We start from the raw sequence: 14,315 nt of genomic DNA on the forward strand, positions 1-14,315 counted from the left end.
AACATGTGAGGCTATTGCAGCACGGAAAATTACCCTTTTAAATTTCAACCTATCAATTTATAGTTTGAAAAAAGTCAAACAAAGTAGAGGCTCAAAATGTCGAGTAGTTGGATGCGCCGCGATCTCACCGATTACGACCTCAAGTTGCTCAAGGTCTTTCGCACCGTGGTCGAGTGTGGCGGCTTCAGTGCCGCCGAAACCGAGCTGGGTATTGGCCGCTCAACCATCAGCATTCATATGAATAGTCTGGAAACGCGGCTGGGCTTGCGCCTGTGTCAGCGCGGCCGGCAGGGCTTTTCGCTGACACGCGAGGGCCAGGCGGTGTTTAACGCGATCCTCACACTTACCGACGCCCACGATGAATTTCAGCACCAGCTCGCTCAGATCAACCAGGACCTCAGCGGTGAATTGATCCTGTTAGCAGCTGACCAGCTCGACGCGCCGCGCCAGCGCAACATCGCAAAGGCTATCGGCAAGATCACCGCCGAGGCACCACAGCTGCATATTCATTTTGACCTGTTACCACTGCAGCAAATTGAGCTAGCCTTGTTAAAAAATCAGGCGCATGTAGCACTGATGCCGGGCTACCGACGCATCGATGGCCTGTCTTACACGCCGGCGTTCAGCACCCCTATTTACCTCTGCTGTGGCGCCGAACATCCATTGTTTGCGAGACCCGATACAGAGCTTGATGACCCATTATTAGCAGGCTTTGATGCCATTCACCCCGGCATCAACATCAACCCCGAAGGCCGCAAATTGCTGCAGCGCCTGAACACCACCGCCCGCGCCTACCAGTTCGACAGCCGTCTGAGCCTTATCTTATCGGGTGCTTATCTGGGCTTTTTACCGGACGCCATCGCAGCGCCGTACCTGGCCTCCGGAGAATTGCGTTACATCAGACCGGACACCTATCAGTATGCCTTTGAGCAATTCTATGTCCGCCGCAACCAGCCTCGGGAACCAGAAAAAGTCGAACTGGCTCTGACTGCATTGCTTGCAGCATCCGCCAACGAGTCCGGTAAAAAAGGAGGTATGTGATGTTGCTGCTGGCCAGTGTTTTTGCCTTACAACTCAACTTTGACCGCGCTGAAATTCCGACCGTCGAGACCCGGGTTGCACGTACTGAAGCGGGCCAATTTTACCCGCTTGAAAAGGGTTTCCAAGGTGACAAACCTTTTGGATTCGCACTGCAACCCGGCGCCGAGCTGTCGTTTGTTTTGCGCGAATTCAACGCAAACTGCTTGCACAATGGACGCATCCATCTCTCACAAGAGCAAGAGCAGCAGCTGCTAGACGCTTCGGCGACGATACAATTGTCCGCGACCTATGCATTGACTGAACAAACCTGTGCGTACGAATCCTTTGATTGGCAGGGCGAAGTGCAGGTGCAGGCGACGCCATTGCAGGACGACCTGCCCGTCACGCCGGCAGTCAAGCCGCTGCGTGACGCCCCCTGGCAGCCGCAGCCCCAACAGCAGCAGCCGACAGTTTACGGCTGGGCGCAAACCGATGCTGACGGTAAGTTAATTGCCCATTACAGCAGTCAGCCGCACATCGCGGTGCCTGCTTACTCCCTGAGCAAGACCTTTATTGCCGCCGCCGCGGCGCTATTGATTGAGCGCCATAGTGTTACTGAGATCCTTGCGCTGAGTATCGCTTCGCTCATACCAGAGTGCGAACAAGCCAGTTGGCAACGCACCACCTTGCGCGATGCGCTGAACATGCGCACCGGACACTATCACCAGACAACAGCTAGCGCTGATGAAAGCGCCGAGGCCATGATCAACGACTTCTTTTTAGTCACCTCTCATGCAGAGAAGATCCGCCACGCCTGCAGTTATCCGGCCCAGCAAAGTGCAAGTCCGGCGCCTTTTGTTTATCAGAGCTCGGCCACCTATTTACTGGCCACAGCACTGCAAACGGGACTGCAGCAGAATCGTTTTGGCGAACTTGAGGGTTTGCATAGCGACCGGCGTCTTGATCAATTACTTTACGACAATCTTTGGGACCCGCTGCAACTCAGCCCACTTGCCTACAGCATTGATAGCACTAAAGATGCGCGCGCTCAGATTTGGGGTGGCTACGGACTCAGCCTGTTGCCCGGCGATCTGGTAGCTCTGGCACGATTTGTCCAACATGACCCGATGGAACTAGGCTTTGCTGAAATCCTGGCGCGTCCCGATCTGGCAACACCAGTGCCCGGCAACGAGAGTTTACGTTACCGCGCCAGCATCTGGTTCTGGCAGGATCCGGCCAGTGAGCAATGGTATCCATTTTTAAGCGGCTACGGCGGCATCATGGTGGTATTCCTGGACAGTCGGCACCTTTATTACCTGGTGAGCGACCAACATGACCACCGCTTCGCCGACGTCATCCGTGACTTCCAGCGCTGGCAAACCGAACTGGCCCCATAGAAGCCAGCCAACTGGCGCTTTAGAAAGGGCAGCCCTCCATAGTAATTTGACCGCAACAATGTAAGGGCTGCCCTCCCTATTTTTTTGTCTTGAAAATGTAAGGGCTGCCCTTTCTTATAAAAATAAAAGGAACACACATGCCAAAGTCAGTTGCTGCGAACGGGCATCTTGCCCGGATTATGTTGGCGTTTCTCGCTACGGCGGGATTATTTTATGTGAATATTATGCCGGCACTGGTGTCGGGATTGATCTCGGGGCTGGGATTTTCGAATCAGGATGCCGGATTCGTCGGTAGTCTGAATATCTATGGTGCTGCGGTCGGTGCTTTTTTTGCAATCTTCATCATCCGCCGTATCGAGTGGAAGCCCGTTTGTATTGGCCTGCTAGTCGCGCTGATCGCCGTCGACTTTTGCTCCATGCTGCTGACCACAGAGTTTGCCATGATGGCCTTACGCGCTTTTCACGGCTTTATCGGCGGGATGCTGGTTGGCGTTAGCTTCGCCGTCATCGCCCGCACCGAGCACGTTCATAAAACCTTTGGCATGCTGCTGCTGGTGCAGTTCGGTCTCGGTGGTCTGGGCGTAATGGCGCTGCCGCCGCTGGTGCCGGTATTCGGCAGCTGGATTCTTTTCATGGCGCTCATCGCTTTCAGCGCCACCGCGTTGGTCATGCTGTTTTTCCTGCCCGATTACCCGGTTCAAATTCGTGACCCGGAAGCCATTGTCGCGCCGGTACAAAAACGCCCGCTGGCGGCATCAGTACTTGCGGTATTTTTATTTCAGGCCGCCAACATGGCGCTCTACGCCTATATTATCGATCTGGGCGAAAAAGCCGGGCTGACCCTCGCCACCATATCGCCTGCGCTTGGCGTTTCTGCTTGGATGGGCATTCTTGGCTCAGTTGCGGTCATCGTCCTGTCCACCAGATTTGGCCGGACCCTGCCCATCATGCTGGGTATTTTCGTCACCGCCGCCGGCACCTTTGCCTTGCATTACAGCTTCAGCCCGCTGGTTTTCTGGCTAGCCAATATCGCGGTCGGCATCACCTGGGCCTTCTCCATCGCCTATCTGCTTGGCGTGTGTAGTGAGTTTGATAAAGCCGGGCAAATGGCTGCCCTGGGTGGCTTTGCCTCAAAAATGGGGCTGGCGTCAGGTCCCATGTTTGCCGCCTTTGTGGTCACCGAAAGCAACTATGAGCAACTCATCAATATCGCCGTCGTGCTGTTAGTCATTGCTGCCCTGGCGACGATTTACCCATCGCGCCTGCTTGATCGACAAGGTCGGCAAGCGCTGCAAGCAGCTGTAGACAAAGAGGCCTAAAGCGACCTAAACTGCGGTGATGATGCAACCGCTATTTGTTTTAGACAGCACCAGCACTGCCAACCTGCAGCAGCAGCTGATTCAGAAATTGATTCACGCTATTCATAGCGGGCATTTTGCGTGTGGCAGCAAAATGCCCTCTTCGCGTAAGCTCGCAGAGCAACTTGGCATCGCTCGTAACACCGTGGTCAACGCCTACGAGCAGTTGATCGATGAAGGCTACCTGGTCAGTAAAGAACGTAGCGGAATTTACGTGCGCGACGACATCTACGAACAGCACGCGGCCGAGCCCGAGCAAGCCACAGCGACCAGCGATAGCCCGCAGCTCGAGCAAAAATGGCAAAGTCGCATGAACAAACTGCGGCTTGATAAACTGGCGCCACCGTATCCACATAACTGGCAGCAGTATCCCTACCCTTTTATTGACGGCCAGTTTGATCCGAGCCTGTTTCCTGTCCAGCAATGGCGCGAATGCTCAAAACTCAGCCTGAACGTCAGCGAAATTCGCACCTGGGCCTCCGACAGCGGCCATGATGACGACCCCCTGCTGGCGGAAGAGATCCGCACCAAGGTCCTGCCGCGCCGTGGCATCTATGCCAATCCTGACGAGATCCTGGTCACATTAGGGTCCCAGCACGGCCTGTATTTGCTTTCGCGGCTGTTGCTCAATAACCAGACCCTGGTGACCACCGAAGAGCCCGGCTACCCCGGCATCCGCCAGCTTGCGCATCAATCCTACAGCCCGTTGCACTGTGCCGAAGTCGATGAAAATGGCATCTGTCTCGACCAGATCCCGGCCCATACCGATGTGCTTTATGTTACCCCCAGCCACCAGATGCCGACGGCTGTGACCATGCCACTTGAGCATCGCGAAGCCATTATCGCCAAAGCCAATCAGGATGACTTCATCGTGGTCGAAGATGACTACGCCAGTGAAAGCAATTTTATGTCGCAGCCGCACCCCGCCATCAAGAGCCTCGATAGCGAAGGCCGGGTGATTTATGTGTCCAGCTTTTCCAAAGTGCTCGCGCCAGGGCTGCGGTTAGGCTTTATGGTCGGTCCGGCACCGCTGATCCGTCAGGCGCGCCAGCTGCGTACCCTGATTTCCAGACATCCGCCGGCGAACAACCAGCGCGTGATGGGACTCTTCCTGTCACTTGGCTATTATGACCAAGCCCTGCGCAAGCTCAATCAGGAAATGGCCAGTCGCTGGCAGGAGATGCGCGAGGCGCTGAATCATTATTTATCCACCCGCATCGTGACCTCCCGCACCGTAGGCGGCAGCACCTGCTGGATTGAAGGCCCCAGCCAGCTAAATAGTCAGCAATTCGCTGTTGAGGCGGCCAAACACGGCATTCTGATTGAGCCGGTGGAGCGTTTTTATGCTGGTAGCGAGCATCCTCATCACTATTTTCGCCTGGGGGTCAGCAGTATTCCGACCGAGAAGATCCGTGAAGGGGTCGAGTTGCTCGCTCAGATCATGCGCGAATGGGAACAGCAGGACAGCAAGAACCAACCTGAAATCAGCTGGGGCAAACTGTTAAAAGGCAAAGCACTGCGCGATTTCGCCAGCCGGGTTGAGTTTATTGGCCAGACCGTTTTTGGTGACCCCTATCGCATCAGGCTTTACCACGATGGCAGCATGGCAGGCTGGGAAGGCTATCAGGACGAGCGACAGGACAAAGGTCAGTGGTGGCTGGAAGGCGATCGCTGGTTCCGGCAATGGCGCGACTGGTCCTATGGCGAAACCCTCGGCTTCGATATTTACCTTTATAAAAATCGGATCAATTGGGTGCGCGACGGTAAGCTGGTGGATTCCGCTTTTTACCGGCTGCATGACCCGACAGAAAAGACACCTTCCCCTGCCAGCGATGATCTGGCCCATAAAGTCACCTGAAACTGGCTCTACTCGAAAACCAGTTGCGCTCTTAGGCTGATAGCACTTCAGTCAACGGAGCTATGAATGTCAGCTTTTACCTTAGCCGGGCTTCAACTTAGCCTAAGTGCCAGTGAGGATAACTTTGCGCTCATCGAGCAGCATGTGCTCGCGACGAAACGCCGTTACCCCAATGTGCAACTTATCCTGCTGCCCGAACTGGCGAACTTTGGCCCAGCGCCACGCCATGCGGCAGCCTTTCCCAATGCCACCGACGAAGCCTACCAGAACCTTGCCCGCGAGGCCGGTGTCTGGTTATGCAATGGTTCAATGTTCGAACGTGATGGTGACCAGATTTATAACACCGCCTCGGTCTACGACCCGGCGGGCAACGTGGTCTGCCGCTACCGCAAGATGTTTCCCTTTTTACCTTATGAAGAGGGTATTTCCGCCGGTACCGAACCGCGTACCTTTACCATTCCTGGTGTCGGTGAGTTTGGCCTCTCTATCTGTTACGACATGTGGTTTCCGGAAACCATCCGCGCGCTGGCCTGGCAAGGTGCCGAAGTGATCCTGCATCCGACTCTGACCAACACCATTGACCGTGATACGGAACTTGCCATCGCGCGCTCCAGCGCCGCCACAAACCAGTGCTACATGATTGACATTAATTCGGCAGCACCCCTTGGCAACGGCAAATCCATCGTCGCCGGACCCGGCGGCGAAGTCATCCACCAGGCCGCTGACAATCTGGAAGCGATTGTTGTCGACCTGGATCTAGATTACCTGCGCCGGGTGCGCGAACAAGGGTGGCATAGCCTGGGGCAGCCGTTAAAAAGCTTCCGTGACCACCCGCTCAGCTTTCCACAATATCAGGGCCAACGCTCGCCCGCTCTGGACCAGATGGGTCCACTGGCGAAGCCAAAAGCCAATACAAAAACATAATAAAACTGCATAATAACCACAGGGGAATCCTGATGAAACATACAGACAACTTTAAAATTGCACCACTGGCGATAGCCATCAGTTCCGCGCTCTGGCTCAGTGCTCCGGTACTTGCCCAAGAGACGGCGAGCGACGAAGATAAAGCGCAGAAAGAGCCGGAACGCATTGTCGTTACGGCTACGCGGCGTCCGCAAACGGTCAACGAAATTCCTTACAACATCTCGGTGTTGTCCGGTGAGGATCTGGAAGAACGCCTTATCATCAACTCAGTTGATGTGATGCGGGAAACGCCGGGGATCACCGTGGTCGATCGCGGCTACCGCAACTCCGGCGTGATCAACAACATCGTCATCCGCGGCATGAACGTTGACTCAGCTGGTAACGGTGACTTTGCCCTGAATGCGGTGCCAACTGTGAGTACTTACGTTAACGACACGCCGCTGTTCGCCAACTTCATCCTGAAAGACATCAACGCAGTAGAAATATTGCGTGGTCCACAAGGTACTTTGTACGGTTCTGGCTCCCTGGCAGGTACCGTGCGCTATACCCTGAACAAGCCTGATCTGTATCAGGGCTACGCACGGGTTGATGCACGCTTGAGCCAGACGCAAGGCTCCGACGGTTTCAACCAAAACTACGATGTATTGGTCAATCAGCCGCTCACTGACACCCTGGCAGTGCGCGGTTTTTTTGGCCGCATCGATAACGATGGCATCGTTGATTACGTCAATGTTTATCAACTGAATGACTCGGGCGCCCCGGTTGCTGAAGGCGGTGACATCGCCAGTGGCGACCCGCAATTTACAACCATCGAAGATGCCGACACTGTGGATATCGATTACGGTCGCGTCAGCTTGCTCTGGCAGCCCTCCACCACCTTCTCGGCACTGCTCAGCCATCACTATCAGAGCGATGATATCGGTGGCCGTCGACAAGTCACGACCGGCACCAACTGGGTGGGTGGCACAGAACAGTCCTACGGTGAGTACGAGAATGGTGCGGTACACCGCGAACCTTCCGAGCGCGATGTCAGCCTGACCTCGTTAGAGCTGGAGTGGGACCTGGGCTTTGCTTCGCTGTCGTCCACTACCTCTGACTATGACCACGACGGTAGCTCGATCAGCGACAACACCGGCTTCTACGCACAAAACAACTGGTTTGCCTGGTTCTATGGCGGCAGCCCGCGTCCACTCGCTATCGCCGAACGCTTCTATGAAGAATCCGGCTTTACTCAGGAACTGCGTTTAGTCTCTCAGGGCGAGAATACCTTTGATTGGATCCTTGGTGCGTTCTACATGGACAAAGACACAGCTTCAGGTCAGGACAGCTTTATGCCTGGCTTTAGCGAGTGGGCCGAGGCCAGTGGCTTTGACGACACACTCGCCAGTTGGGGCGGCGTCCTTGGCGATCAGGATTTCCGCTACCGCGATCAGCGCAACATCCGCGACCTTTCCGTGTACGGGGAACTGACCTGGAATGTTACCGACCGCTTTAGCACCACCCTTGGCTTACGTCATTTTACCAATGACATCAGTAATGAGACCACCATCGAGCTGCCAATTTACCCGGGCCCGGCCAACGTTGACTCAGAATTTGATGACGACGGCACCCTGTTTAAATTTAACGCTTCGTACGATATTTCTGACGATATGATGTGGTACGCCACCATCTCTGAAGGTTATCGTCGCGGCGGTACCAGCGCCGTGCCTATCACTGGCGGCTTTGCTGAGAACCCTGAGTACCTGCGTTACAGCCCGGACAGTGTGGTCAACCTGGAAACCGGTATTAAAGGTTCCGTGAACCGTCACAATTACTCGGTGACCGTGTTCCGCATGAACTGGGACGACCCGCAACTGAACGTGGCCACACCGAACTGGGGCTTCTATGCTGCCGTCAACGGTGAGAAAGCGCGATCAGAAGGTCTGGAACTCGAACTCAAAGGTTTCCTGACCGACAGCATCAAGTACAACGTCGGCTATGCTTACGTCAACGCTGAACTTGGCCGCGACCTGGTAGTACCTTCCGGCACGGCAAGTTCGCCTTCCAGCTACGTTTACGCAAAAGCCGGTGAACAGCTGCCATCGATGGCGGAGCATACCTTTAGCGGTGGCCTGAACCATTCGATGGACCTGGCTTCCGGCATGTACCTGGTGACCAACTTCAGTACCTACTTCCAGTCCGACTCACGCAATGCGCTGGGCAATAATCCGAAGTTTGACATTGACCTGCCACGCTTCTTTATCACCAATGCCAGCACCACCTTGCACGCCGATGAGTGGAAGGTTAGTCTGTTCGTTAAGAATATCTTCAACGAAAAAGGGGTTACTGGCGTGTTATCTGAAGCCTACATGGGTACCGACCCGGCTGAAAACTTCTACGGCAATAGCTCGAAGCAGTACATCAGCCAGCCACGCACGGTCGGCGTACGATTCAGCTATGAATTCGGCTGGTAAGTCGAAGGCTGACGCCGCGCTTCGGGCCACCGAGCGCGGCGATTATACCCAGGCCTTAAACCTGTATGCCGAGGCGGTCCACATGACGCCCCGGCATCCGGTTCTGCTCTACAACTACGCCAGCCTCGCCCGCATCACCGGCGACCTGGACCTGGCCTTAACCCTGCTCAATCAAGTCATCGACCTCAACCCCGACGACACCGCCGCCTGGCACATGCGCAGCAACCTCCGCCGCTGGACCCCAGAGCACAACCACATCGCCGCCCTCACCAAGAAAGGGCAGCCCTTACATTCTGACGACACCTCCGCAAGCAAGGGCAGCCCTAAACCGCTCAGCCCCAAGCAGCAGGTCGAGCTAAACTACGCGCTGGCGAAAGAACACGAAGACTGCGGCAACTACGCCGAAGCCAGGCAGCACCTGCTCTGCGCGGCCGCGCTGCGCCGCCAGCACCTCAACTACAACATCCAGGACGACCTCGACACCATCGCCGCCCTCAGCAAGAAAGGGCAGCCCTTAGATTTTAAAGAGGCTTCCAAAAGGAAGGGCTGCCCTTCCTCGAAGTGTGTTTTTGTTTTGGGGTTGCCGCGGGTGGGGTCGACGCTGCTGGAGCGCATGCTCAGTTGCGATAAGCGGGTGGTCGCCGCAGGCGAGCTGCCATTTTTCCCGCAACTGCTGGGCCGTGCGCTGCAAAGCGCCTTTATCAAGCAGAACGGCCCGCACGCCAGGCCGAAGAGCAAAACCGAACTGGTCAGTTACGTCGACAACGTCGACTGGCAGAAGTTAGGCGCAGACTACCTGGCGCAGTTGCCCGAAGGCGAGTTTGTTATCGACAAACTGCCCCTTAACTTCCTGAATATCGGTTTAATTCAGCGCGCGCTGCCCCATGCGAAAGTGATCTACATGCACCGCGACCAGCAAGATCATGAACTCGCCCTGATGAAGCACTTGTTCAACCAAGCTTACCCATGGTCCTATTCGCTCGCCGAAATTCGCCAGTATTATGAAGCCGCAACCGCGCTCTGCGAACGTGCCTGCGCACAGTCGCCCAAGACGATTCACAAAGTCAGCTATGAAGACTTAGTTGGCACACCAGAACAGACATTAAAAGAAGTGTCAGATTACTGTGGACTTAACTGGCAGCAAAAGGATCTACGCCAGGCTCTGCAGTTTGCATCGCACAACCAAAAGGCCAGTACCACCGGCAGCGCCAGTCAGGTGCGGAGTCAGCTGCACCAGCGCTCGGTCGGGCTCGCCAAGAAGTACGGCTGGCCTGCCACAGACCTCAGCGCCACGCAGCTTAGTCCGCCATTCGCGACCAGATAAGATCGTTAATGCCCTCTTCGCTTGGCGCGTAACCTGTCGGAGCGCGTAGCAAAATAGCGCGCAGCTCGTCGATGCGGAAATTAATACAGGCATCATTTAATTCTTCCAGCAAAACCTCGACTGCGGGCCAGTCCAGCGCCAGCTCTTGCGCGCGACAGATGCGCGGGTGATCGCAGGCGACCACATCGTCACCAATCAACAGCTCCTCATAGAGCTTCTCGCCGGGCCGGAGTCCAGAATAAACAATCTCGATATCGCCGTCAGGATGCGCTTCGGAACGCACCTCAAGCCCGCTCAAGTGAATCATTTTTAGCGCCATATCGACGATTTTCACCGGCTCGCCCATGTCGAGCACAAACACCGCACCCGTGTCTCCCATAGTGCCGGCCTGGATCACCAGCTGCGCGGCCTCGGGAATGGTCATAAAATAGCGGGTAATGTCAGGATGAGTCACCGTCACCGGTCCACCCTGTTCAATTTGCTTCTTAAACAGCGGCACCACGGAACCTGACGAGCCCAGCACGTTACCAAAGCGCACCATCGCAAACCGTGTCGCTGAACTATTACGTTGCGCCAGTCCTTGCAGGACCAGCTCAGACAGACGTTTGGTGGTTCCCATCACATTGGTCGGCCGCACTGCCTTGTCGGTCGAAATAAGCACGAATAGCTCAACATTTGCCGCAATCGCTGCCTCAGCCGTGTGCCAGGTGCCGAAAACATTGTTACGCACACCTTCGACCATGTTGAACTCAACCAAAGGCACATGCTTATACGCCGCCGCGTGGTACACCGTTTGCACGTGAAAAGATTTCATCACCGCAGCAATGCGATTGCGCCGCTGCACGGTGCCAATAATAGGATAAATCGTGATGCCGTCGAGCTTATGGCGACTGATGATCTCCCGCAGTTCCCGCTCAATGCTGTACAAACCGAACTCGGAAATCTCATACAACACCAGCGCTTTCGGCTTCTGCATGACAATCTGCCGGCACAGCTCCGAACCAATCGAGCCGCCCGCACCTGTGACCAGCACGACTTTGCCACGAATGTGCTGCTGCATCAGCGCCGGGTCCGGATCTACGGGATCGCGGCCCAGCAAGTCCTCGATACGAACATCCTGTAACTGGTCAATGGCCATCTCACCATTCACCATATCGGCCATACCCGGCACGGTTTGCACACGAACATTAAGGGTTTCGAGTGATTCAAGAATCGTTTTACGCACGGCCCGCGACGCACTTGGCAACGCCAGTAAGATACGCTCGATACCCAGTCCCTCAACTGCATCAGGGACCTGCGCAGGATCGATAACGGGAATACCCAGCAACACCGTTTTTTGCAACGTCTTGTCATCGTCCACCAGCACCACCGGCGAAAACTCTTCTCCATTATTAAGCGCCTGGGCGAGCTGACGCCCCGCTGAACCCGCACCGTAAATCATCACCGGGATTTTCTTACGACTGACCATACGATGGTAAATCGCACGCATGGCAAAACGACTACCGCCGATCAGCAGCAAGGTGGTCAAGCCATAGTTGACGATGCCCGTTGCTGGTAGGTTCACATTAAACGCGAACAGCAAGCCATACAGCAGTAAAGTTGAAAAGATTGCGCCGGTCAGCACCACCCCAAAGGCACGCACTGAGACATAGCGCACCACCGCTCGGTACAGCCCTAGCTTTACGAAGACCGCTATAGATCCAACCAAGAGCCACGTCACCACACCCAGCCAGCTCACTGCCGAACTAATGCTAAACACATCACGGCTTAGCAAAAGCGCCAGAGTCAAAGAGGCCAGGATCGCAAAAATATCGATGATCACGCTAATTGCGCGCTTCGCGGGACGCGGGAGTTGCAGCAATGAGGTAAGTAGCTTCACGGGTATTTACATCCGAGTAAATGGGTGGATTTCTATCTTCCTAATAAGCGCAAGAGTATAGCCAGTGAAGGCCTCACCGACAACCTTTACGATAGTTTTACTTTGCAGATATTCATAACCTGTGTTAGCTTTTTGTTTTTGTCATGTACGAATGATAAATGTTTTTTTGGACCAATTTTACTATGGAATGGTGAGGCTCAATGTTCGTTGCTCTCTCAATTTGCTCAGCCTTAGCGCTTGTTATTGCTAGCTTTAGTGGTAACCCGATGGTCTGGTTGCTTACTATCGGAGCGATTGTATGTAGCGCGGTTATTGGTTTTGGTCACAAAAACTTTATAAATGCCTCACTCGTGAGTGGCCCATTTTTCATTTTGTCGGGCTTTGCTTCACTGCATGTTTCCCTGCTCGGCATGAGTGACGTCACGCTCTACGAGAACCTGCCGGTATTGGTCAGTGCCTTCTCCCTCATTTTAGTGGCGACACTTAGCGTTTGTATTAGCATGGTCGAGCGGGCATCACAGCAACATGAAACTATGCCTGCCAGCGAGTTTAAGCGTTAATGACAGCCCAGCCGCAGGTGAAGCATCACGGTGCTTTCGCGGGTGTGACCGGGTCCTGCCACGAACTTTTTCTGGGCCCCGCGGACTCGGTTCTCATCGATTGCGGCTTATTTCAGGGTGCTGAAACCTCCGGTACAGGCGCAACGTCAGCTTCCTCTGAAATCGACTTTTCGCTTGCCTCGGTACGTGGGTTAGTCATCACTCACACTCATATTGACCACGTCGGCCGCATCCCTTATTTGCTGATGGCTGGGTTTAACGGGCCCATCTTTTGTACCTCGGCAACGGCTCATCTACTACCCCTGGTTATCGAAGATGCCCTGAAAATCGGCTTAACCCGTGACCGCGACCTCATTGCCGGCGTGCTGTCGCGGCTGCGGCGCATGCTGATCCCTTTTGACTACGACGAGTGGCAGCCCCTTGCCTGTGATAACTCGGGTCATGCTGTGCGCGTAAGGTTTCGCCAGGCCGGACATATCTTAGGTTCAGCCTATGTTGAGTTTGAATGGGGCGATTCTGGTGGGGCTTTGCGTGCTGTTGGGGGTGATCGGGGTGATCGGGGTGATCGGGGTGTTGGGGGTGTTGGGGCTGTTGCGGCGGACCAGCCGCTCAAGGTGGCGTCGCTGTATCCGCTTGCCGAGGGCTATCGAGTGGTATTTTCGGGTGATCTTGGCTGTCGCAATACGCCATTACTTCCGGATCCGCAGCCGCTGGAGCGTGCCGACCTGCTATTTTTAGAAAGCACTTATGGCGACCGTTTGCACGAATCACGCCAGGACCGCTCGGTGCGCCTCAAAACCGTGATTGAGCGCTGCGTTAGTGATGGTGGGGCGGTGCTCATCCCGGCATTCAGCATTGGCCGCACGCAGGAGTTGCTCTATGAAATCGAAGATCTCATTGCCAGCAATGCCGGCTTCTGGCCGACCATCACCGTCATTCTCGACTCGCCAATGGCGGCAGAGTTTACTGCACTTTACCAGCAGCTCGCTCATTTGTGGGACCAAGAGGCACTGCAGCGACGCGCCGCAGGCCGCAATCCACTTGATTTTTCACGTCTGCACACGGTCGCAAGCCACGCCGATCACGAACACATCGTCAACTTTTTACGCACCTCCGGCGAACCCTGCATTGTCATTGCCGCCAGCGGAATGTGTGCCGGCGGCCGCATGGTCAACTATCTGAAAGCACTCTTACCAGACCCGCGCACCGACGTCCTTTTCGTCGGTTACCAAGCCAGCGGCACCCCCGGACGCGCCATTCAGGAATACGGCCCCAACGGTGGTTATGTTGAACTTGATGACGAGCGCATCACCATCCGCGCCGGCATACACACCCTCGGCGGCTACTCCGCCCACGCCGACCAGGCCGAACTCATCGACTTCGTTCTCGCCGCCTCACCCCCCGTCGGCGAAGTTCGCCTCATCCACGGCGACAGCGGCGCCCGCCGCGCCCTCGCCACCAAACTCCAAGAAAGGGCAGCCCTTACATTTCATAGCCCAACTTAGAAGGAAGGGCTGCCCTTACATTTCATAGCCCCACTTA

Annotated in this window: 10 protein-coding genes; 9 read left to right on the forward strand and 1 reads right to left on the reverse strand. The window is 55.3% G+C overall.

The window, feature by feature from the left end:
- Positions 1 to 96: 96 nt before the first annotated feature.
- The 7 genes from J6J34_RS00675 (at position 97) to J6J34_RS00705 (ending at position 10,334) form a co-directional block, all read left to right on the forward strand.
- Entirely contained in the window at positions 97 to 1,041 is a 945-nt protein-coding gene (locus tag J6J34_RS00675) for a LysR family transcriptional regulator (RefSeq protein ID WP_301719734.1), read from the forward strand.
- Positions 1,041 to 2,417 carry a serine hydrolase gene (locus tag J6J34_RS00680; protein ID WP_301898536.1) on the forward strand — a complete coding sequence of 459 codons (1,377 nt, stop codon included), beginning with the start codon at positions 1,041 to 1,043 and terminating at the stop codon, positions 2,415 to 2,417. The genes J6J34_RS00675 and J6J34_RS00680 overlap by 1 nt, the downstream gene beginning before the upstream one ends.
- 137 nt (positions 2,418 to 2,554) lie before the next feature.
- Positions 2,555 to 3,736 carry an MFS transporter gene (locus J6J34_RS00685; RefSeq protein WP_301898302.1) on the forward strand — a complete coding sequence of 394 codons (1,182 nt, stop codon included), beginning with the start codon at positions 2,555 to 2,557 and terminating at the stop codon, positions 3,734 to 3,736.
- 19 nt (positions 3,737 to 3,755) lie between these two features.
- A complete protein-coding gene (gene pdxR / locus J6J34_RS00690) occupies positions 3,756 to 5,633 on the forward strand; it encodes a MocR-like pyridoxine biosynthesis transcription factor PdxR (protein WP_301719731.1) in 1,878 nt (625 codons plus the stop codon).
- 66 nt (positions 5,634 to 5,699) lie between these two features.
- Positions 5,700 to 6,557, forward strand: a complete 858-nt coding sequence (locus J6J34_RS00695) for a carbon-nitrogen hydrolase family protein (RefSeq protein WP_301898303.1) — start codon at positions 5,700 to 5,702, stop codon at positions 6,555 to 6,557.
- Positions 6,558 to 6,589: 32 nt separating this feature from the next.
- On the forward strand, positions 6,590 to 9,010 hold the full coding sequence (locus tag J6J34_RS00700; protein WP_301898304.1) for a TonB-dependent receptor: 2,421 nt from the start codon (positions 6,590 to 6,592) through the stop codon (positions 9,008 to 9,010).
- Positions 8,994 to 10,334 carry a tetratricopeptide repeat-containing sulfotransferase family protein gene (locus tag J6J34_RS00705; RefSeq protein WP_301898305.1) on the forward strand — a complete coding sequence of 447 codons (1,341 nt, stop codon included), beginning with the start codon at positions 8,994 to 8,996 and terminating at the stop codon, positions 10,332 to 10,334. The genes J6J34_RS00700 and J6J34_RS00705 overlap by 17 nt, the downstream gene beginning before the upstream one ends.
- On the opposite strand, the gene J6J34_RS00710 is transcribed toward J6J34_RS00705, so the two are convergent.
- Complete coding sequence (locus J6J34_RS00710) at positions 10,309 to 12,213, reverse strand: polysaccharide biosynthesis protein (RefSeq protein WP_301719727.1); 1,905 nt, start codon at positions 12,211 to 12,213, stop codon at positions 10,309 to 10,311. The genes J6J34_RS00705 and J6J34_RS00710 overlap by 26 nt on opposite strands.
- Before the next feature lie 200 nt (positions 12,214 to 12,413).
- On the opposite strand from J6J34_RS00710, the gene J6J34_RS00715 reads away from it, so the two are divergent.
- Complete coding sequence (locus J6J34_RS00715) at positions 12,414 to 12,773, forward strand: hypothetical protein (RefSeq protein WP_301719726.1); 360 nt, start codon at positions 12,414 to 12,416, stop codon at positions 12,771 to 12,773.
- Entirely contained in the window at positions 12,773 to 14,278 is a 1,506-nt protein-coding gene (locus J6J34_RS00720) for an MBL fold metallo-hydrolase RNA specificity domain-containing protein (protein WP_418055275.1), read from the forward strand. Before J6J34_RS00715 ends, J6J34_RS00720 begins: the two co-directional genes overlap by 1 nt.
- The last annotated feature ends 37 nt before the right edge of the window (positions 14,279 to 14,315 follow it).

The sequence above is a fragment of the Pseudidiomarina terrestris genome (genome assembly GCF_030466405.1).
In the GTDB taxonomy this organism is placed as follows: Bacteria; Pseudomonadota; Gammaproteobacteria; order Enterobacterales; family Alteromonadaceae; genus Pseudidiomarina; species Pseudidiomarina terrestris.

Bases quoted from the DNA above. Each gene is read 5' to 3' on its own strand.
- J6J34_RS00675 (WP_301719734.1), top strand. From the start codon at position 97: ATGTCGAGTAGTTGGATGCGCCGCGATCTCACCGATTACGACCTCAAG.
- J6J34_RS00680 (WP_301898536.1), top strand. From the start codon at position 1,041: ATGTTGCTGCTGGCCAGTGTTTTTGCCTTACAACTCAACTTTGACCGC.
- J6J34_RS00685 (WP_301898302.1), top strand. From the start codon at position 2,555: ATGCCAAAGTCAGTTGCTGCGAACGGGCATCTTGCCCGGATTATGTTG.
- pdxR (WP_301719731.1), top strand. From the start codon at position 3,756: ATGATGCAACCGCTATTTGTTTTAGACAGCACCAGCACTGCCAACCTG.
- J6J34_RS00695 (WP_301898303.1), top strand. From the start codon at position 5,700: ATGTCAGCTTTTACCTTAGCCGGGCTTCAACTTAGCCTAAGTGCCAGT.
- J6J34_RS00700 (WP_301898304.1), top strand. From the start codon at position 6,590: ATGAAACATACAGACAACTTTAAAATTGCACCACTGGCGATAGCCATC.
- J6J34_RS00705 (WP_301898305.1), top strand. From the start codon at position 8,994: ATGAATTCGGCTGGTAAGTCGAAGGCTGACGCCGCGCTTCGGGCCACC.
- J6J34_RS00715 (WP_301719726.1), top strand. From the start codon at position 12,414: ATGTTCGTTGCTCTCTCAATTTGCTCAGCCTTAGCGCTTGTTATTGCT.
- J6J34_RS00720 (WP_418055275.1), top strand. From the start codon at position 12,773: ATGACAGCCCAGCCGCAGGTGAAGCATCACGGTGCTTTCGCGGGTGTG.